Source organism: Aminobacter sp. SR38, assembly GCF_014843375.1.
Lineage (GTDB): Bacteria > Pseudomonadota > Alphaproteobacteria > Rhizobiales > Rhizobiaceae > Aminobacter > Aminobacter ciceronei.
On sequence record NZ_CP062112.1, the window covers coordinates 5,556,994 to 5,576,690 of the forward strand.

Sequence of the window (19,697 nt, forward strand, 5' to 3'; positions counted from 1 at the left end):
GCGGTCATGGTCATCGGGATTCTCGCCCCGGATACGGCTTGGGCAGCAGATCGCGCCACAGCCAATGACGAACAAATCTCTGCGACAACAGCGTCAAGTTCGCGCCCAATGTCGAGGTGGTGCTGACCGCCACCGACGACGCGGTGCTGATCGAGGTCAGCGACAACGGCCCCGAAATCCCCGAAACGGTGCGGGCGCGTGTATTCGAACCCTTCTACAAGGTCGACGCCTCACGCGGCGCGTACGCCAGGCGCGGCTTCGGCCTGGGCTTGTCGATCGTCGCCGACATCGTGCACGGCCATGGCGGCAGGATAGCGCTCGACGACAACAGGCCGACCGGGCTTGTGGTCAAGGTCGACCTGCCAAGAGGCCTTGTCGCCGCCGAAGCGATGTCCTGAAGCGAGACGAGAACGCAAGCCGCAGCCTTGCCGCGCAGGCAGTGCTTGCCTCCATTGGCTGTTTGCACTAGCGAAGGCGCACACTAAACTATGCGTTTCGTACTTCTCGATCCGCATCTTCTCGATCCAATGACGCAGGCCGCCATGTCCCTCATCGATACCCGCACGCCCGACGCCAAGCGCTTCATTTCCGGTGCCACCGGTGACTGGGAGGTCATCATCGGCCTGGAGGTCCATGCCCAGGTCACTTCGGAAGCCAAGCTGTTCTCCGGTGCGTCGACCGCGTTCGGCGCCGAACCCAACGCCAATGTCAGCCTGGTCGACGCGGCAATGCCCGGCATGCTGCCCGTCATCAACGAGGAATGCGTCAAGCAGGCGATCCGCACCGGCCTCGGCCTCAAGGCCCAGATCAACCTGAAGTCGGTGTTCGACCGCAAGAACTACTTCTATCCCGATCTGCCGCAGGGCTATCAGATCTCACAGTTCAAGCAGCCGATCGTCGGCGAGGGCAAGATCACCATCTCCGTCGGCCCTGACCGCAAGGGCGAGTTCGAGGACATCGAGATTGGCATCGAGCGCCTGCATCTCGAACAGGACGCCGGCAAGTCGATCCACGACCAGCATCCGACAATGTCTTACGTCGACCTCAACCGTTCGGGCGTGGCGCTGATGGAGATCGTCTCCAAGCCGGACATGCGCTCGTCGGACGAGGCAAAGGCCTATGTCACCAAGCTGCGCACCATCGTGCGTTATCTCGGCACCTGCGACGGCAACATGGACGAGGGCTCGATGCGCGCCGACGTCAACGTTTCGGTGCGTCGTCCGGGTGGCGAGTTCGGTACGCGCTGCGAGATCAAGAACGTCAACTCGATCCGTTTCGTCGGCCAGGCTATCGAATATGAGGCACGTCGCCAGATCGCCATTCTCGAGGATGGCGGCAAGATCGACCAGGAAACCCGCCTGTTCGATCCGAACAAGGGCGAGACGCGTTCGATGCGCTCGAAGGAAGAGGCGCACGACTACCGCTATTTCCCCGATCCGGACCTTCTGCCGCTGGAATTCGACCAGGCCTATGTCGACGCGCTCGCCAAGGACCTCGTCGAGCTGCCCGACGACAAGAAGGATCGCCTGGTCACCTCGCTCGGCCTGTCGGTCTATGACGCCTCGATTCTGGTTTCCGAAAAGTCGATCGCCGACTATTTTGAGAAGGTGGCAAGCGGCCGCGACGGCAAGGCGGCCGCCAACTGGGTCATCAACGATCTGCTCGGCGCGCTCAACAAGGCCGGCAAGGATATCGAAAACGCACCTGTTTCTCCGGATCAGCTCGGTGCCATCATTGACCTGATCAAGGAAGGCACGATCTCCGGCAAGATCGCAAAGGACCTGTTCGAGATCGTCTGGAACGAGGGCGGCGACCCCAAGGAGCTGGTTGAGAGCCGCGGCATGAAGCAGGTGACCGACACCGGCGCCATCGAAAAGGCCGTCGACGACGTCATCGCCGCCAACCCCGACAAGGCCGACCAGGCCCGCGCCAAGCCGACAATGGCCGGCTGGTTCGTCGGCCAGGTGATGAAGGCGACCGGCGGCAAGGCCAATCCGCAGGCGGTCAACGACCTGGTCAAGGCCAAGCTCGGCATCGAGGAATAGCGATGTTCGTACGCACGGCGAGCGAGCGCGACCTTGAGACGATCAAGGCGCTGCTCGCCGACACGTGGCACGCGACCTACGACGCCATCTATGGCGTCGAGCGGGTCGATGAAATCACGGCAGAGTGGCATTCGCTGGCGTCGCTCAAGGCGCGGCTGACGCGGCCGAATTCCGAGTTTCTTGTTGCCGACGACGGCAAGACCATCGCCGGCATGGCCTTCGCGGCGGCATCCGGTGACGCCAAGACAGTCATGCTGCACCAACTTTATGTGCTGCCGCGCCACCAGCGGGCCGGCGTCGGTCGGCTGCTGCTCGACGAGATCGAACAGTGCTTTCCCGAGGCGCGCATGTTGCGGCTCGAAGTGGAAGAGGCAAATGCAGGCGCCATTGCCTTCTACGAAGCAAATGGTTTCGCCCATGCCGGTGCGACTGCCAATTGCGGCGCCGACCAGTCCGGCATTCCGGCGCTGATCTTCGAGAAGAAGCTGGGCTGATACAGGCCGGACTTAGCTGGCCGAAATCTCGACATTGTCGATGAGACGCGTCTTGCCGAGGCGGGCCGCAACCAGCACTCGACCGTCCGTGTCGCGTTGCCATGGCGCGAGCGTGTCGCTTTGGCGCGCGGCGACATAGTCGACGGCATCGAATCCGGCTTCCAGCACGTCCTGCCGCGCGGCGGCCATCGTCACGGCCTCGTCGGCACCGCCTTCAAGGGCTGACGCTGCCTTGCGCAGGATCTTGTTCAATTGGCGCGCGATTTCGAGTTCCTGGGCGCTGAGATAGGCGTTGCGTGACGACATGGCGAGGCCTTCGCCGTCGCGGATCGTCGGCGAGCCCACGATCTCCAGCGGCAGGTTCAGGTCCTGCACAAGCTTCTTTACCACGCAGAGCTGCTGGTAGTCCTTCTCGCCGAACACGGCGAGGTCGGGCTCCGACTGGATGAAGAGCTTGCCGACGACGGTGGCGACGCCGTCGAAGAAAGCCGGCCGGAAATCGGTTTCGAGCCCGGCCGACGGGCCACCGACCGAGATCGAGGTGGCAAAGCCTTGCGGGTAGACCTCCTCGACGCCGGGCGTGAAGGCGAGGTGGACGCCCGCCTTTTCCAGCCTGTTTAGGTCGAGCGCCAACTGGCGTGGATATTTGTCGAGGTCTTCGGTCGGCGCGAACTGGCGCGGATTGACGAAGATCGAGACGACGCAACGGTCGGCGCGCTCAAGGGCGGCACGCATCAGCGAGACATGGCCGTCATGCAGCGCGCCCATTGTCGGCACCAGCGCGACCTTCAGTCCTTCGGCACGCCATGCCCGCACCTGGGCGCGGAGGGCGGCGATGGTTTCGACGACAATGGTCATGCCTTGTCCTTGTTCAGCGAAAACAGGTGCTCGGGGCCGGGAAAGGCGCGGCTGCGGACGTCGCGAGCGTAGGACGCGGCGGCGTCAGCGACGACATCGCGCAAATGCGCGTATTCCTTGACGAATTTGGGCACCCGGTCGACGGTCAGGCCGATGGCGTCATCGATGACCAGCACTTGGCCGTCGCAAGCGGGGCTGGCGCCGATGCCGACGGTGGGAATAGTGATGCGCCGGGTGATCTCGGCCGCAACCGGTTCGACAGTGCCCTCGATGACGACCGAAAAGGCGCCCGCCGCCTCGACCGCCCTGGCATCGGCATAAAGCGCCTCGGCATTGGCCTCGGAGCGGCCCTTGATCTTGTAGCCGCCTTCCTTTTCGACCGACTGCGGCAACAGCCCGATATGGCCCATGACGGGAATGCCTGATGCGACGATGGCTGCGATCTGCGCGGCAATTGCCACGCCGCCTTCGAGCTTGACCGCATCGCAGCCGGTTTCGCGCATGATGCGGCCGGCGGAAGTGACAGCGTTTTCGACGCTGTCCTCGTAGCTGCCGGCGGGCATGTCGACGACGACGCAGGCGCGGGACGCGCCGCGCATCACCGCCTGGCCGTGGGAGACCATCATGTCCATCGTCGCGCCCAGCGTGTTGGGATGGCCATGCAGCACCATCGCAACGCTGTCACCGACGAGCAGCAGATCGACATGCGGGTCGAGCAGCCGGGCGATCGGATAGGTGTAAGCGGTGAGACAGACGATGGGCTCCTTGCCCTTGCGGGCCAGCAGAGCGGCGGGCGTGATGCGGCCGGCAGCCGCAGGCGCGTCGGAAGCCATGTCTTTTCCTCCCTCGACGTTTCCGGCCAAGGCCGGTCCGTGAGCCCTGTCAGGGCGAGAGTCCTTTAAGGACCGGCTAATTACTTTGCAAGTGCGAGATGAAAACGTGAGCAACTGCGAAATGGCATCGTCCATCAGGACGAGCGCGGCTCTGCCTCTTCCTGCGCAAGGCGCCTGATGTAGACGGCGAACGCGGGGTCTTCGCCTGGCAGGAGCTGGGGCAGGGCGTTGCGAAAATCCTCGCGCCGGCACCATTCGCGCATGAAATCCTCCCAGGATGCCCAGCGGCGGCGCTTGCGATCGGACATGCCGGGTTCGTAGGCGACGAGATAGGCACGTTCGAACAGGGCGATCAGGATGGCGAACATGGCGAGCAGCCGGTCCTTTTGTTCGGCCGTCAGGTCCTTCGTTGCGGTCTGCGATTGCAGGTAGAGGTCGGAATGGTCGAGCGAGAGCGTCAGGAAGTTCGTGTAGCCATCGGAGAGCATCTGGTAGATCTCCTCCTCCTCGTTGACCCGCGCCTTGCGCTGTTCGAAGACGAAGATGAAGATCGCCAGCGGCAGGCCGAAGATCGTCACCAGCATGCTCAGCATTTCGAGGATCTGCATGAAGGGCATGGATTGCGTCCATTCTGGTGCTCACCGTGAACAGTATGTGTTGATGGATCGTCTGCCAATCGTCGCAGGCACCAGGTTGCGGCGTCTAATCTCTTGCCTTCGCGCCGGCGTGACGCCATAAGCAGGAGACTTTCGACGCGCCTGCCGCGAGGATCCGATGAAGAAATTCCTTGTCCAGTTTTTCACCTGGTGGAACGGCCAGACCCTTGGCACGCGTTTCCACACCTGGCGCAAAGGCACCAAGGTGGGCCAGGACGAGTTCGGCAACGTCTACTATGAAGGCGGCAAGGATTCGGAAGGCCGCACGCGCCGCTGGGTGATCTACAACGGTTATGCCGAAGCCTCGATGATTCCGCCCGGCTGGCACGGCTGGATGCACCATCGTGTCGACGTGGCGCCGCCGAGCGACAACTACATTCCGCGTGACTGGCAGAAGCCGCATCAGCCGAATCTGACCGGCACCGGCGGCGCCTACCGCCCGAAGGGTTCGGTGCTGGGCAATACGCATCGCCCGCAGGTCACCGGCGACTACGACGCCTGGACGCCCGGCGCTTAAGACAGACAGCTTAACGGCGCGGACATTTGTCGCCACAATTGGCGGCTAACTCCTTGCCCATTGGCGTCAGGCGATTAGCCTTGGCGCGTGGGAATCAGCGAGTGGGACACACTCCGGGCGCAACGGCGGTAACGACTGAATGATTTTTCCTGGCCGGATTCCGTCGAGCGGACGATCGAAGGCGAAAACCCTGCTTGTGGCGGCAACGCTGTGCGCAGGGCTTGGCCAGGCAACGGCCCAGGACAGCATCGAGCGGCTGCCGCTCGATCAGCAGGTCGAGCAAGGTGACGATCTGCCTGCCATCGACGTCCCACCCTTGCCGGGTGAGGGGCAGCCTGCTCCTGCAGAGACACAGGCAGCACCCAAGGTCGCGGCCCCGCCGCAGCGGATCAAGAACGCGGTTGCCGAGTTTGCCGGCATCGACAAGATCACCGGCCGCATCATCACCTTCGACGTCTATGTCGACGAGACCGTGCAGTTCGGCGCGCTGCAGGTGACGCCGCGCGTCTGCTATTCCAGGCCCGAGAACGAAGAGCCGAAGACCGATTCCTTCGTCGAGGTCGACGAGATCACCCTCGACCGCAAGATCAGGCGCATCTTCACCGGCTGGATGTTTGCCGAAAGCCCGGGCCTCAACGCCGTCGAGCACGCCGTCTATGACGTCTGGCTGAAGGCCTGCAAGCAGAAGTCGGACGTTCCGGCTCCGGAAGCCGCCAAGACCAACTGAGCCTTTTTCGGAACCGCTTGGGGCCCCTGACGTTTGGCGTCGTGAGCAACGCCAGCGGAGGATCGTGCCGTGACCGTCAACCGTGACGAACTGCTTGAGCTCGAACGGGAATTCTGGACCGGGAACCAGGAGTTTTTTGCCGAAAACGCCGACAGGGAGTGCCTTGTCGCTTTTCCCGAGATGGCGGGCGTGATGAGCAATGCCGAGCTTGCCGCCACCGCGACCAAGCCGCGCCGCTGGCGCAATCTCGAGATGAAGGTGCAAGGAATCGTCGAACCGGGCAGCGACATCGTCATGCTGACATACGAGGCCAAGGCAATCCGTGAAGATGGCGAGCCGTACCAGGCGCTGGTGAGCACGGGCTACGTCCATCGCCTGCAGGGCTGGAAGATGATGTTCCACGCCCAGACGCCGATAGCGCAAGCGGCTCAGACGAAGAGCTAGCTTGCCCTCAGGGCGTGAAGGTGGCTTCGCCGAGGAGCGCCTTGGCGAGCAGCTTCTCGTATTTGTCGCGTGGCACGTCGACCGCACCGAAGCGCTTCAGGTGATCGGTTGTGAACTGCGTATCGAGCAGCAGGAAGCCGCGTTCTCTGAGCCGCTGCACCAGGTGGACGAGGCACACCTTGGACGCATCTGTCTCGCGTGAGAACATGCTTTCGCCGAAGAAGGCGCGGCCCAGGGAGACACCGTAGAGCCCGCCGACCAACTCGCCGTCGCGCCAGGCCTCGACGGAGTGGGCGTTGCCGATCCGGTGAAGGTGGGTGTAGGCCTCGCGGATCGGCGCGTTGATCCATGTCGACAGGCGGCCTGCGCGCCGTTCGGCGCAGGCGTCGATGACGCCTTCGAAGTCGCTGTCGAAGCGGATCTCGAAATGGCCCTGCCGGATCGTCTTGGCGAGGCTGTGCGGCACATGGAAGCCGTCGAAGGGGATGATGCCGCGTGTCTCGGGCCGGACCCAGAACACTTCCGGATCCGACGCGCTTTCTGCCATGGGAAACACGCCCGACGCATAGGCCTTCAGAAGAAGGTCCGTGGGTATGCCGTAGCCGGGCGCATAAGGTCGGGTCATGCGACCCTCATTCTACTCGCCTTTCGCGAGATGTTTTTCCAGCCAGTGGATGTCGTAGTCGCCATTTGCGATGTCGGGGTTACCGACAAGCTCACGGAACAGCGGCAACGTCGTCTTGATACCATCTACCACGAATTCATCGAGCGCGCGCCGGAGACGCATCATGCATTCGACGCGGTTGCGGCCGTGCACGATCAGCTTGCCGATCAGGCTGTCGTAGTATGGCGGGATCCGGTAGCCGGAATAGACGCCTGAATCGACACGGATGCCAAGGCCGCCCGGCGTGTGGAAATGCGTAATCGTGCCGGGCGAGGGCACGAAGGTGCGTGGATCCTCGGCGTTGATGCGGCACTCGATGGCATGGCCGTGGAAGCGGATGTCGTTCTGGGTGACCGACAGGCCGCCGCCCGAGGCGACGCGAATCTGCTCGTGCACGAGGTCGATGCCGGTGATCGCTTCGGTGATCGTGTGCTCGACCTGAAGGCGGGTGTTCATCTCGATGAAGTAGAACTCGCCGTTCTCGTAGAGGAACTCGATCGTACCGGCGCCGGAATAGCCGAGATTGGCCACCGCGTTGGCGCAGATGTCGCCGATGCGCGAGCGCTCTTCGCTGTTGAGGGCGGGCGAATTGGCCTCTTCCCAGACCTTTTGATGGCGGCGCTGCAAAGAACAATCGCGTTCGCCGAGATGGACGCCCTTGCCGGCGCCGTCGCCGAAAATCTGCACTTCGATGTGGCGCGGCTTCTGCAGGTACTTTTCGATGTAGACGGCGTCGTCGCCGAAGGCGGCACCGGCTTCCGAGCGCGCCGTGGCGAGCGCCATCTCGAGGTCGGCTTCGGTCAGCGCCACTTTCATGCCGCGGCCACCGCCGCCGGCGGATGCCTTGATGATGACGGGATAGCCGATCTCGGCGGCGACGCGCTTGGCTTCTTTCTCGTCGCTGACGGCACCTTCCGAGCCGGGCACGACCGGGATGCCGAGGCGCTTTGCGGTGCGCTTGGCTTCGATCTTGTCGCCCATGATGCGGATGTGGTCGCCCGAGGGACCGATGAAGGTGATGTTGTGCGCAGCCAGGATGTCAGCGAACTTGGCGTTCTCCGACAGGAAGCCATAGCCCGGATGCACGGCGTCGGCGCCTGTTATCTCGCAGGCCGCGACGATCTGATGGATGTTGAGATAGCTGTCGCGCGACGGCGGCGGTCCGATGCAGACGCTCTCGTCGGCGAGGCGCACATGCATGGCGTCGGCGTCGGCGGTGGAGTGCACGGCAACCGTCTGGATGCCGAGCTCCTTGGCCGCGCGCAGCACTCTGAGGGCGATTTCGCCGCGATTGGCGATCAGGATTTTCTGAAACATTGCGCGCAGCCTTCCGGCTTACTCGACGACGACGAGCGGCATGCCGTATTCGACAGGCTGCGCGTCTTCGATGAGGATCGCCTTGACCGTGCCGGAGCGCGGCGACGGAATCTGGTTCATCGTCTTCATCGCTTCGATGATCAGCAGCGTCTGGCCTTCCTTGACCACCGAGCCGATCTCGATGAACGGCTTGGCATCCGGCGACGGCGCGAGATAGGCGGTGCCGACCATCGGCGAGGGCACTGCGTTCTTCGAAGCGTCGACGGCAGCAGCGGGGGCAGCGGCGGCTGCGGCAACCGGTGCGGCTGCGACCGGGAGAGGTGCGGGCGCGGCATAGGCCTGGACGGCAGCTGCTGCCTGGCGCGACACGCGCACCTTGAGATCGCCGAGTTCGACTTCGATCTCGGTCAGGTTGGTATCGTTCAGGATCCCTGCGAGGTCGCGGACCAGCTGCTGATCAACACCATCGGTCTTCTTCGTCGCCATGTTCTAGCCTTTTCTCTTCCTGTTTCCGGTCAGAGCCGGGCGGCCAGCGCCTGCAGCGCCAGCGTGTATCCGAGCGGTCCGAAGCCGCAGATCATGCCCACGGCCACCGGTGCCACCATCGATTTGTGGCGGAACGGCTCGCGGGCGTGGATGTTGGAAAGGTGCACCTCGGCGACCGGCAAGGGCGAGACGGCACGAATGGCGTCCTGCAGCGCGATCGAGGTGTGGGTGTAGGCGCCTGCATTGAGCACGATGCCGACGGCTTTTTCGCCGGCCTCGTGGATCCAGTCGACCAGGACGCCCTCGTGGTTCGATTGGCGGAATTCGATCGCAAGGCCGAGCGAGGCGGCTGCCGCCTGGCAGTCGGCTTCGATGTCGGCCAGGGTCTTGCCGCCATAAATCCCGGGCTCGCGTTTGCCCAGCATGTTAAGGTTCGGACCGTTGAGGACGTAAACCGTTTTCAAATTAAAGACCTTTCCACCCGCCAGATCCTCTCTGGCGCGGCGGACCCTCTATAATCGGCATAAGCCGTCGCGGAAAGAGCGCAAGCGACTTCTTGCGCTGTCCACAACGGCTCGCGCTGAACAAAGCTTGCTCAGCAGGTGGAATTTGCCTGGCAGGCGGCTGCCGCGGCGATCTTTTCCGCCAGCACATCCTGGCCGAGTGCGCCGAAGACGACCTCGTTGCCGACCACATAGGACGGCGTGCCGCTGATCTGCAGCTTGTTGGCGAGATCGTAGGTGCGGTTGAAGGCTTCGCCGATCGTGGGGTCCTTCATCGCCTCGCGCAGCTTGGCCTCGTCGGCGCCGAGCTCGAGCGCCAGCTTGATGGCGCTGTCCTCGCCGGCGCGGCCTTCGCCGCCGAGCAGCTTGTCGTGGAACTCGCCGTACTTCTCGGGCATCAACTTGCGAAAGGCCATCGACACGACATGGGCCTTCTGAGAGTCTGGGCCGAGGATCGGGAACTCCTTGAGCACGAAGCGCAGGTCGGGGTTGGTCTTGACCAGCGCGTTCATGTCGGCCTGGGCGCGTTTGCAGTAGCCGCAATTGTAGTCGTAGAACTCGACGATAGTGATCTTGCCGTCGGGATTGCCGACGATGCCGTCGAACTTCGAGTTGAAGATTTCGTCCTTGCTCTCCTTGATCACGCTCAGGCTGGCGATGCGCTGCTCTTCCTTCTGCTTGGCTTCGAGAGCGCCCTGCATTTCGAGCAGCAGTTCAGGGTTGTTGAGCAGGTAGTCGCGCACGATCGTCTCGACCTGCTTCTTGTCGAGGGTCGTGGTAGCCGCTGTTTCCGCATGTGCGGCATTTGGCGAACCGGCAAGGCCGAAGGCCAGCATGGCGATGGCGACGGCGATGCCGGTCGTGCCGAGAAGAAGTGCTTTTTTCATGGTCCCTTGGTCTCCAGCCGTTTCGGCTTATGCATGCCTCCGAAAATCTGAAACGATTTTTGGCAAGGGTCATGCATCAGGTTTAAAGTTTTACAGCGTCCTTTGCGCGTCCGGATGACGCGCGGCGCTGTGTGTCGCTGTCCGCCGAAAGAAAGTTCACTTCTTTTTCTTGCTCGGCGCTTTGTAGTTGATGATGTCCTGCGCGCGGACCCAGCCCGGCGAGCCTGGCTTGAGCTTCTGCTGGGCTCGCATCGCAAAGATTTTCGCGTCCTGATAGGCGCCGCTGTAGTAGTGACCGTCGGCGGTGGCAAGGTCGGCGTCGGCGACGTCGCCGAGCATGCCGTAGGCTTGAGCGAGGTAGCGATAGCCCGAGGCGTTCTCGCGGTCGCGGTCGAGGCCCTTGCGGATTTCGACGACAGCCTTCTTCAGCGCGTCGGGCGTGCCCATGGCGAGATAGGTCTGGCCGAGTTGGATCGGCAGGATACCTGATTTCGCCGTGTCGAGCCGGACAGCGTTGGTATAGGCCTCGGCTGCGGCCGCGGGCTTGTTCGACTTCATCAGGATGTCGCCGCGCAGCTCGTGGAAGTAGGCGTTTTTCGGCTGCGACTTGATCAGCGCATCCGTCTTGCTCAGCGCCGAACGCAGGTCGCCGAACAGATAGGTCGACTGGGCGTCGCCATAGCGCGAGGCGAGACCGTCGGTGCCGCGCAGCAGTCGTGAAGTGGCGGCCTGCCCTTGGGTGTAGGCGGCGATCTTGACGCGCATCATGTCGTGCCGCTGCTGCAGCGCCTCGGAATCCTTCTTGTCGAAATAGGGGCTTTCGCGCGCCAGCGTCTCGAGATTGGCGATGCGCTCGCGCGGCATCGGGTGGCTGACCTGGTAGGGATCGACGCGCGCACCCGACAGCGACAGTGCGTTCTGGAAGCGCTGGAATGTCTTCAGCATGCCCTGCGCCGACTGGCCGGTGGCATTGAGATAGGTGATCGCCGAACGATCGGCGGTGACTTCTTCCGTGCGCTGGTAGCCGAGCAGGCTGCGCCGTGCCATTTCTGAACCGCCGGCGACGACGCCGGCGCCCGCAGCACCAAGGCCCTTTGCGTCACTCGCTGCACCTGCAACCATGGCACCGGCGCCAAGCAGGGCGGCGACGATCGCCATCGTCTGGGCACGCGCCAACTGGTCGCGCAGGCGCTCCTGGTGGCCGCCGGCGATGTGGCCGGCTTCATGGGCGATGACGCCGATGATCTCGTTCGGCGTCTCGGCCGTCATCAGTGCGCCGGTGTTGATGAACATGCGCCGGCCGGCAACGAAGGCGTTGAAGGCCGGGTCGTTGACGAGCACGATGTTGATGTTCGAATTGGCAAGCCCCGCCGCCTTGAGAATCGGCCGGGCATAGTCGCGCACCAGGGCCTCGATCTCGGCGTCCCGGACGATCGGAACACCCTGTGCATGGGCAGTTCCCATTGTGCCGAGAGCAAGCCCGGCCGACAGCGCAAGCGCAGTGACTGCGCGCGTTGATCTTGCGACGAAACGCGAAAGACTTGTGATGCTCTGCATAGCGGGAAACACTCGTAAACGAGCCGTCGGGCTGTGAAAAGGCTGGTTCAAGAAACTCATCAACTTGTGATCCCCATATCAATCAGGCATTTGTGCGGCACATTGCCTGGCGGGCGACAGTAGAAAGTGAACGAAAATGGCGGTTGCGATTTCACGGCGCGGCGAAGTCGAGCCCTTCCATGCGATGGACATTCTGGCCGAGGCCAACAGGCTCAGGGCGTTGGGCGCGCCGGTCATTTCGATGGCTGTCGGCCAACCCTCCGATCCGGCGCCGCAGCGGGTGCGTGACGCCGCGGCAGCCGCGCTCAAACTCGGCCGTATAGGCTACACCGACGCGCTCGGGCTTGCCGATCTGCGCAAGGCGATCTCGGCACATTATGCCGAGCATTACCGCATCGATGTGCCGGTTTCGCGAATCGCCGTCACCACCGGCTCGTCCGCGGCCTTCAATCTCGCATTCCTGGCAATGTTCGACGCCGGCGACCGGGTGGCGATCGCGGCGCCCGGCTATCCTGCCTATCGCAACATCATGGGCGCTCTCGGGCTCGACGTGGTCGAGATCGAGCTGGAGGGCGCTGCCCACCTCCATGCCGAGCACCTGCGCACAGCACATGCGCAGAAGCCGCTGAAAGGCGTCTTGTTTGCGAGCCCCGCCAACCCGACCGGTGCCGTCGTGCCGGCCGGCGACCTCAAGGCGCTTGTCGATACCGCGCGCGAACTCGGGATCGCGGTGATTTCGGACGAAATCTACCATAGGCTCGCCTATGGCGCGCCAGATGTGACCGCACTCACCTATGACAGTGACGTCACCGTCATCAACTCGTTCTCCAAATATTACTGCATGACCGGCTGGCGCATCGGCTGGATGGTGCTACCGGACCGGCTGGTGCGGCCAGTCGAGCGCATCGCGCAATCGCTTTACATCTCGGCGCCTGAGCTGTCGCAAGTGGCGGCCATCGAGGCGTTCAACGTCACCGACGAACTCGAAGTGATCAAGGCGCGCTACGCCTGGAACCGCGAACTGCTGGCCAAAAGACTGCCGGAACTGGGCTTCAGCTTCGCCGCACCCATGGACGGTGCGTTCTACGCCTTCTGCGACGTCTCGCGGCTGACCAATGACAGCATGGAATTCGCCAGCCGCATGCTGGCCGAAGCGCATGTCGCGGCCACGCCGGGCCGGGATTTTGACCCGCTCGCAGGGTACCGTTTCATGCGGTTTTCCTATGCGGGCAGCCATGACGACATGGTCGAGTCGATGGATCGCCTGGAACGCTGGCTGCGTTGAAAGCGCAACCGCCCCGTCGGCCGTACCGACGGGGCGGACAGGGGCAAAGGGGAGGATGGGCTTTGCCGCCTGAGCGCCGGAATGCCCATGCCCCCCAGCATGCATTCCGACATGAGTTACGCGATCGGTCAGGGCGCGAGTATTGCCGCGACCGCCTTGCCGGCATCGAGCAGGCCAGCGCCGAAGAAATACGTCTTGCCCTTCGCCGGTTCGTTGTCGGCGTTCATCGGATCCTGCGTCAGCGGCGTCGTGCCCGGCTTGACTGAAGCGTTCTGATCGCAGGCGGCAATGAGGTTGGCTTTGGATGTCAGGCCATCCAGTTTCGCCGCGGCGCCATGCTTTGCCTTGTGGGCACGGGCCGTGAGGGCAGCCACACCGGCCACGAGAGCCGCCGCACCGGAGGTCCCGCCGAACGTGGTGTAGTAACCGCCGCCGATGCCCTGGTTGTCGAGCGGCGGCAGGATCGACGAATAGGGGTCGGAGCCACCGGCATAACCGAAAGTGCCGGGCAGGTCGGTGGTCAGCAGCGAGAAATGGCTGTGCGGAATGACCTTGCCCTTGCCCGGATGGTAGTAGTGCTGGTCGACCATCGGGTTGGTCCGGTCGACGCGCAACTGGTGTCTGGTATAGATCTCGAAATCGTCCGACGGCGCGACGAGCGTCAGCTTGGCGCCATAGTTGCTGTAGCCGGAGCGGTAGCCATGCGGCGTCACGGCGCCGACGGCGATGATGCCGTTGTTGGCGGCGGCGAGATTAGCCGGGTAGATCAGCTGGCTCTCGCCGTCATTACCGGCCGCGCAGACCACGGGCACCTTGCGGCTGATGGCAACGATGAGCTTGGCGAGCGTGTTCCAGGCGATCTCGCGGTTGCCGGTCTTGCCGACCGCATGCGGCCTGATCTCGCTTGCCGGCGGCGTCGCCTCCTCAAGACGGGCGAACAGATCGGCACGCTCCCAGTTGGCACGGTCGTCGAGGTCCTGAGAGAGCTCCGGCTTGGCATTCAAAACGCTGCGCACCGGGTCGGGGATGCCGCGCGGCAACAGGATGACGTCGGCGCCATTGGCAAAGGCATAGAGGAACGCTGCGATGAACTGGTCGGGCTGCTGCTCGAAGCCGGTCCGGATCGAGATCAGCCGCGACAGCGGGTCGACGCCGAAATAAGGCAGCATGTTGCGGTTCGGGTTCGGCACGGCAGTGCCGTCGTCTGATATCAGCACATCGGGCAGGGCGATCGCCGGATTGGGCGCGACGGTTGCTGCCGGTTCGCCGACGACGAGGCCAGCAACAGCGGTGCCGTGGCTGCCAAAGGTCTCGTCACCCTCGATCAGCGTGTGCAGCACGCCTTCCGAAGCTGCGAGCTCGGCGATCAGGCTGCCGAGATAGGCGGTCTCCGGGCCCGTCAGGTTGAGCGTGCCCAGCCCTGCGGTGGAGATGCCGGCGAAGAAGGCGGCCTTGACCTCGGGGTCATAGGGGCTGGCGGCAGGGGCGGCGACATATTTGGCGCCATAGGGGTGGCTCACCAGGTCGATCGACCTCACCGCGTCCAGCCGGCTCTTGAGGTTGGGGTGGCTGCGGCTGACGCCGACGTCGATCAGCGCGACTGTCGCAGGAGCCGTCGCTGCCGGGAACGCCTCTGATATCGTATCCCAGACAGTGCCGTTGATTGTGGGCGAGGAGTAGTCGACCTCGCCACCCGGGGTCAGCGGCCCGAAGGTGGCATCGATCACGCCGAGTGCCGCAAGGTGCCAGAGGTAGTAGTAGGACTGAGGGTGCTGGAAGGAGAACTGTGTGTTGCCGTTTGCCATGATCGCCCCTCAGATCCATTCGCGCTGTGCGGCGAGATAGTTCGCCATGAAGGCGTCACGCAGATATGGCTGGAAGCGCTGTGCCAGCGCCCGGCCGCCATTGGTGTCGCTGGGATAGTGCAGGCCTGCCCATTCGCGGTTTTCCGCGACTTTGCGGGCAATGCGCGACAGCTCCTCCGTCGCCGGGTGCTCCGGCAGGATGGCGTTGAAGGCAAAGGCAATCGAGTGACACTGGAAAGAGTGGTTGCTCGGATAGGCCTGGTGCGCCGGGTTGGGCAGCATGAGCCGCAGGCGTGGCTCGACCTGGTTGGGTCGGGTGCGGTTGAATTTTGCCTTGTAGATCAGCCCGACATATTCGCAGGCCGTCAGGATCGACTGGAACAGGCCCTCGGTCTGGTCGAAGCCGCTGATGCCGTCGATGCCCAGCGGCTTGGTGAAGTCGGAGACGTCAAGCGTCGCCTCGCGCTCGATGTCCTCCTTGCGACGCGAGCGTTCGCGGTCACGGGCCTGGAGCGAAAGCATGACTGTCGTTTCGAGACGGGTGACGTCGGGGCCGGGCGGCAGCGGAATGTCGAGCTGCTCCCAGGTGAATTTGCGCGCTGCCGTGAACGCATGTGGCGAGGGCGACGTGTGCAGACGCCTGAGCTCGAAGGCCGGGATCAGGCTTGCCTGCGATCCAGTGCCTGATCCCGATTGAAGAGCGCTGCCCTTGTTCTTGTTTTTGTTCTTGTTTTTATTCTTGTTCTTGTTGAGCGAGGCCTTGTTGAGCACGCCGGCGCTCATGACGGCACTGGCGACTCCGGCCGACATCACCATCGCCTCGGCGCCGGAGGCGAGTGTGGTTTCCAACACGATCGGAGGCCGATCCGTGGCCGCGCAAGGCAGCACGTCGTCGCCGGCGATCTTGAAGCGGTACTGATCGAGAAAGTGCGAAAAGCCGCCCTCAGCAGGCGCGGAGCTGTCGTTGCCAGACACTGAATTCCCCATTGAATTGATCGAAATGTGCGGTGCTCGGCGCGTCCGTCATGTTTTTTTGACACCGGCCTTGATCAGACCGGAGATCAGATTGGCGCCGCCCTCGGTGCGCATGATTGGATAGCGGGCGTCGATCAGCGAGCTGATCGAGAAATTGGGTTCGACGACGTTCAGCCGGTCGAGCAGCGAGCGGGCGGCGCGGATGTCGCCGAGCTGGGCGTGGCTCGCCACGAGATAACGCAGCAGCGAATTGAAATCGGGCCGCTCGCGTAGCGCCTGCTCGCCGGCTTCGATGGCGACGCGATGATTGCCGGCGAGCGTGGCGTTGATCAGCCGCGAGGTGTCGAAATAGTAGCGATAGGGGCTGTAGGCTCCGAGATGACGCGCCCAGTTGGCGAGGCTGAGCCCTTTGTCCGGCTGGCCGGCATAGGCATGCAGCATCGAATAGAGGTCCCAGCCGAGCACCTGGGTCGGGTTGGCGCGGATGGCGCGCTCGAACAGGCCCGATGCGTAGTCGTACTCGCCGAACAGGAACGAATGCACATGGCCGACGAGCGCCAGGGTGACCGAATTGCTGGAATCGAGTTCCAGCGCCTTGCGGGCGTAATGCTGAGCCTGCTCGATGGCCACGGCAGAATCGGAGAAACGCTGGCCGACCTGGAAAGTCATCAGGAAGGCGAGCCAGGCATAGGCCTGCGACGACGGCCGCTGGGCGATGATGCGCCGGAGCGACGCCTCGGACATGACCAGGTCGTTGCGCGACAGCCGGAACATGGCGTTGACGGCGGCATAGAGGCTCTCGGCCTCGACGGCGTCGTCGGTCTGTTCGGAGCGCGCAATGAAATATTTGCGCAACTCGTCCATCGCCTCGTTGATGAGCTGGTGCGCCGCCGAGGTTTCGCCTGCCTCGATCGCGCGCCGTTCAAGCGTGGCGCCACCCATCCACAGCAGGCTGCGGTCGGCGGTGCGATGGACACTGACGCTGATATAGGCCTGGTGGGCCGAAAAGCGGTAGCGGACCTGAATCGCCAGCGCCACCGAATCGAACGCCGTTTCCGGCTCCTGCGTCGGCGACAGATCCGGCCGCGACAGGTCGGAGACGGTCAGTTCGCCGCCTTCGAGCAGCGACCGCACCAAGAGTTCGGAAAACATGTCGGGCAGCGATTCTGCCCCGAAGGCATCGCCTGAGATCGCCGGCGGCAGCAGCGCCACCGACCAGCCGGTCCGGCTCCCGGTCAGCGGCAGCGACTTGCGGTTGCCGCCGTCGGAGGAATTCGGTCCCGATTTCTGTCCCTGGGCCGGGATGAGGCCGTTGCTGCGCCTGTCCTTGGGGCTGACGTCGCGCTGGCCGAGCGCATTTTCGAGCCGGCCCTGCCAGACCTGCCGCTCGAGCATCAGCCATTCCTCGAATTCGGGGTCGCCGATGTCGAGGCCTTCGAGCAGCTCCGGCCAGGATTCGAGCTCGACTTCGCTGGGCACGGATTGGCGCGACGGGTCGAGCAACTGCAGCGCGTCGACCGACACACGGTTGAGGTCGAGCGAGATGGTGTGGTTGTCGGAAATGATGATGCTGTCGGCGATCGGGCCGAGCGATTTGCGGACGTCGACGAGGGCCTGTCTCAGGCTGGCTGCGGCCTGCTCCTCGCCGCGGTCGCTCCATAGCTTGTCGCGCAGCCAGATACGCGAGCGGGCACCGCGTGGAGCAAGTGCCAGCATGGCCACCAGCGCGCGCGACTTTTGCGCCTTGGGCGTGCACGACGCGCCGGCTGCGTCGGTGACGGCCAGCGCCCCGAACAGGTAGATATTGCAAAGCGTACTGGCGTCTTCACCAGCCATCGTGCGGACCTTCGCTGCAGGTCGTCCATGCCCCTGAAGAGCGTACCACAGGTCGAATCGCCTGTGGTCCTCGCAACTTGCATCGGGAGCATACAACGACATTCCGGCAAGTGCGCGTGCTTGTATGCTTCTGGCACCGGGCAAAACCTGCAGCATTCCAGCGTTCCTCACCACTCTTGCCGGAGCTGATTCCGGCCTGATTTCGGAAGGACGTTAGGGGAGGCGGGGTGATTGCGGCGTGAGTGAAACGTCAAAACAGCCGTGAAATGCAGATTTGACGGCCCATCAGATGGGGCCCATGTTCCTCACGCGCCAAGCGTTTCGGCAATCGCCTCGGTGACCGCGACGCGCAGATCGTGCGCCGTCGCGTCGCCAGTCGTGAAAGGTTAGCGTCCCGACGAGCCGTTGCTGCGGCGGGGGCCGGCGAGTTCCCTGCCAAGTGCCAGCGCTTCCTGCAGGTCGGTTGCGTATTTGGCCGTATCTTCGAGGCCGCCGAAATAATTGAGCCGGATGGTTTCACCACGCTTGCTCATGACCACGCCGATGCTCCGCAGGCTCTCACGCACATCAGAAAAACGCATATCGCAACGTCTCCGTTTGGTGGGTTGTACGAACATTAGAGGTTGCTTGTAACAGTGCCGTGTTGACGCAACGTGAGGGATACGTGAATCGCCGCTACGAAAGTTTCGCTTTCGGCACATCTTTCGACGATTCGGCGGCCGCCAGCCCACAAAGCGTCAGGGTTGCGCCGCTCTTAGATGACCAGGGGATGGGTGGCGTCGCGCGCGACTTGATGTAGAACGGCCTGCCGGTTCGAGCCGGTCGAAGCAGGAAGTGTCATGCCCAGCCTCCAGGATACGCTGAACGAGATCGTCGCCGAGATGGCAGCGCAGACGGAGCGCGGCGAGGTTGCCTCCTACATTCCAGAACTGGGCAAGGTCGATCCGGCCAAATTCGCCATCGCAGTGGTCAAGAACGACGGCGAAGTGGCGGCGGCGGGTGACGCCGACGAGCCGTTTTCGATCCAGAGCATATCGAAGGTGTTCACCCTGGCGCTGGCGCTTGGTCGCGTCGGCGACCAGCTGTGGAACCGCGTCGGGCGCGAACCTTCAGGCACGGCCTTCAATTCCATCGTCCAGCTCGAACTCGAACACGGCATTCCGCGCAATCCTTTCATCAATGCCGGGGCCATCGTCGTCTCCGACGTGCTGCTGTCGGGCCACCAGCCGCGCGAAGCGATCGGCGAGGTGCTGAGCTTCATGCGCACCGTGGCCGACGACGATTCCGTCATCATCGACCGCGACGTGGCCAATTCCGAGCGCGCCACCGGCTTCCGCAATTTCGCACTGGCCAACTATCTCAAGGGGTTCGGCAATCTGAACCACGCGCCCGAGATGACGCTGGGCGTCTATTTCCACCATTGCGCCGTCGCCATGAGCTGCCTGCAACTGGCCAATGCGGGGCGGTTCCTGGCCAATGCCGGGCGCATCGAGGAGACGGGTCACACGATCGTCTCGAGCGAGCGCGCCCGCCGCATCAACGCGCTGATGCTGACCTGCGGCCACTATGACGGTTCGGGCGAGTTTGCCTTCCGCGTCGGCATTCCCGGAAAAAGCGGCGTCGGCGGCGGCATCCTGGCGATCGTGCCTGGTGTGGCATCGATCGCCGTGTGGTCGCCGGGGCTCAATGCGCGCGGCAACTCGATGCTGGGCTCGATCGCGCTGGAACGGCTGACCAAAAGGATGAACTGGTCGATCTTCGCCTCGCGCTGAGGCATTCCGCGCTGGACGATGTTGCAGGCCGGCCCG

General features: G+C 63.6%; 20 protein-coding genes and 1 pseudogene. 8 read left to right on the plus strand and 13 right to left on the minus strand.

Going from position 1 to position 19,697, the window contains the following annotated elements; all coding sequences use genetic code 11:
* Nucleotides 1–86: 86 nt before the first annotated feature.
* The 3 genes and pseudogenes from IG197_RS27240 to IG197_RS27250 form a co-directional block, all read left to right on the plus strand.
* Nucleotides 87–398, plus strand: a pseudogene (locus IG197_RS27240) (sensor histidine kinase); the annotation flags it as partial.
* A 144-nt stretch (nt 399–542) separates the two neighbouring features.
* Complete coding sequence (gene gatB / locus IG197_RS27245) at nt 543–2,045, plus strand: Asp-tRNA(Asn)/Glu-tRNA(Gln) amidotransferase subunit GatB (RefSeq protein ID WP_067966460.1); 1,503 nt, start codon at nt 543–545, stop codon at nt 2,043–2,045.
* A gap of 2 nt (nt 2,046–2,047) precedes the next feature.
* Nucleotides 2,048–2,539, plus strand: a complete 492-nt coding sequence (locus IG197_RS27250; RefSeq protein ID WP_067961543.1) for a GNAT family N-acetyltransferase — start codon at nt 2,048–2,050, stop codon at nt 2,537–2,539.
* Nucleotides 2,540–2,551: 12 nt separating this feature from the next.
* On the opposite strand, the gene panC is transcribed toward IG197_RS27250, so the two are convergent.
* The 3 genes from panC to IG197_RS27265 form a co-directional block, all read right to left on the minus strand.
* On the minus strand, nt 2,552–3,397 hold the full coding sequence (gene panC, locus IG197_RS27255; RefSeq protein ID WP_192316027.1) for a pantoate--beta-alanine ligase: 846 nt from the start codon (nt 3,395–3,397) through the stop codon (nt 2,552–2,554).
* Nucleotides 3,394–4,230, minus strand: a complete 837-nt coding sequence (gene panB / locus IG197_RS27260) for a 3-methyl-2-oxobutanoate hydroxymethyltransferase (RefSeq protein ID WP_192316028.1) — start codon at nt 4,228–4,230, stop codon at nt 3,394–3,396. Before panB ends, panC begins: the two co-directional genes overlap by 4 nt.
* Nucleotides 4,231–4,364: 134 nt before the next feature.
* Nucleotides 4,365–4,847: a hypothetical protein gene (locus tag IG197_RS27265; protein ID WP_192316030.1), complete on the minus strand. Its 483-nt coding sequence runs from the start codon at nt 4,845–4,847 to the stop codon at nt 4,365–4,367.
* Nucleotides 4,848–5,004: 157 nt separating this feature from the next.
* Here IG197_RS27265 and IG197_RS27270 point away from each other — a divergent pair, with 157 nt between their 5' ends.
* From IG197_RS27270 to IG197_RS27280, 3 genes are all read left to right on the plus strand, one after another.
* Complete coding sequence (locus IG197_RS27270; RefSeq protein ID WP_067961550.1) at nt 5,005–5,403, plus strand: NADH:ubiquinone oxidoreductase subunit NDUFA12; 399 nt, start codon at nt 5,005–5,007, stop codon at nt 5,401–5,403.
* Nucleotides 5,404–5,695: 292 nt separating this feature from the next.
* A complete protein-coding gene (locus IG197_RS27275) occupies nt 5,696–6,130 on the plus strand; it encodes a DUF2155 domain-containing protein (RefSeq protein ID WP_192320012.1) in 435 nt (144 codons plus the stop codon).
* 69 nt (nt 6,131–6,199) lie between these two features.
* Nucleotides 6,200–6,574 carry a hypothetical protein gene (locus IG197_RS27280; RefSeq protein ID WP_192316032.1) on the plus strand — a complete coding sequence of 125 codons (375 nt, stop codon included), beginning with the start codon at nt 6,200–6,202 and terminating at the stop codon, nt 6,572–6,574.
* A gap of 7 nt (nt 6,575–6,581) precedes the next feature.
* Here the strand turns inward: IG197_RS27280 and aat are convergent, their stop codons facing one another.
* From aat to IG197_RS27310, 6 genes are all read right to left on the minus strand, one after another.
* Nucleotides 6,582–7,199, minus strand: a complete 618-nt coding sequence (gene aat / locus IG197_RS27285; protein ID WP_067961555.1) for a leucyl/phenylalanyl-tRNA--protein transferase — start codon at nt 7,197–7,199, stop codon at nt 6,582–6,584.
* A gap of 12 nt (nt 7,200–7,211) precedes the next feature.
* On the minus strand, nt 7,212–8,555 hold the full coding sequence (gene accC, locus IG197_RS27290; RefSeq protein ID WP_067961557.1) for an acetyl-CoA carboxylase biotin carboxylase subunit: 1,344 nt from the start codon (nt 8,553–8,555) through the stop codon (nt 7,212–7,214).
* An 18-nt stretch (nt 8,556–8,573) separates the two neighbouring features.
* Complete coding sequence (gene accB, locus IG197_RS27295; protein ID WP_192316034.1) at nt 8,574–9,041, minus strand: acetyl-CoA carboxylase biotin carboxyl carrier protein; 468 nt, start codon at nt 9,039–9,041, stop codon at nt 8,574–8,576.
* A gap of 29 nt (nt 9,042–9,070) precedes the next feature.
* The gene (aroQ, locus tag IG197_RS27300; RefSeq protein ID WP_182574102.1) at nt 9,071–9,505 is read right to left on the minus strand and encodes a type II 3-dehydroquinate dehydratase; all 435 of its coding nucleotides are present in this window, start codon (nt 9,503–9,505) and stop codon (nt 9,071–9,073) included.
* Between the two features lie 131 nt (nt 9,506–9,636).
* Entirely contained in the window at nt 9,637–10,431 is a 795-nt protein-coding gene (locus IG197_RS27305) for a DsbA family protein (RefSeq protein ID WP_192316035.1), read from the minus strand.
* Nucleotides 10,432–10,587: 156 nt separating this feature from the next.
* Nucleotides 10,588–11,988: a M48 family metalloprotease gene (locus IG197_RS27310; RefSeq protein WP_067961565.1), complete on the minus strand. Its 1,401-nt coding sequence runs from the start codon at nt 11,986–11,988 to the stop codon at nt 10,588–10,590.
* Between the two features lie 136 nt (nt 11,989–12,124).
* On the opposite strand from IG197_RS27310, the gene IG197_RS27315 reads away from it, so the two are divergent.
* On the plus strand, nt 12,125–13,273 hold the full coding sequence (locus IG197_RS27315; RefSeq protein WP_192316037.1) for a pyridoxal phosphate-dependent aminotransferase: 1,149 nt from the start codon (nt 12,125–12,127) through the stop codon (nt 13,271–13,273).
* A 128-nt stretch (nt 13,274–13,401) separates the two neighbouring features.
* On the opposite strand, the gene IG197_RS27320 is transcribed toward IG197_RS27315, so the two are convergent.
* The 4 genes from IG197_RS27320 to IG197_RS27335 form a co-directional block, all read right to left on the minus strand.
* Nucleotides 13,402–15,078 carry a S8 family serine peptidase gene (locus IG197_RS27320; protein WP_192316039.1) on the minus strand — a complete coding sequence of 559 codons (1,677 nt, stop codon included), beginning with the start codon at nt 15,076–15,078 and terminating at the stop codon, nt 13,402–13,404.
* A 9-nt stretch (nt 15,079–15,087) separates the two neighbouring features.
* On the minus strand, nt 15,088–16,053 hold the full coding sequence (locus IG197_RS27325; protein ID WP_246765262.1) for a phospholipid phosphatase: 966 nt from the start codon (nt 16,051–16,053) through the stop codon (nt 15,088–15,090).
* 48 nt (nt 16,054–16,101) lie between these two features.
* Nucleotides 16,102–17,889: an SARP family transcriptional regulator gene (locus IG197_RS27330; protein ID WP_210346888.1), complete on the minus strand. Its 1,788-nt coding sequence runs from the start codon at nt 17,887–17,889 to the stop codon at nt 16,102–16,104.
* Nucleotides 17,890–18,275: 386 nt separating this feature from the next.
* Nucleotides 18,276–18,470 (minus strand): hypothetical protein, encoded by a 195-nt coding sequence (locus tag IG197_RS27335; RefSeq protein WP_067961573.1) that lies wholly within the window; start codon nt 18,468–18,470, stop codon nt 18,276–18,278.
* A 258-nt stretch (nt 18,471–18,728) separates the two neighbouring features.
* Here IG197_RS27335 and IG197_RS27340 point away from each other — a divergent pair, with 258 nt between their 5' ends.
* Nucleotides 18,729–19,661 (plus strand): glutaminase, encoded by a 933-nt coding sequence (locus IG197_RS27340; protein WP_182574098.1) that lies wholly within the window; start codon nt 18,729–18,731, stop codon nt 19,659–19,661.
* Nucleotides 19,662–19,697 lie beyond the last annotated feature (36 nt).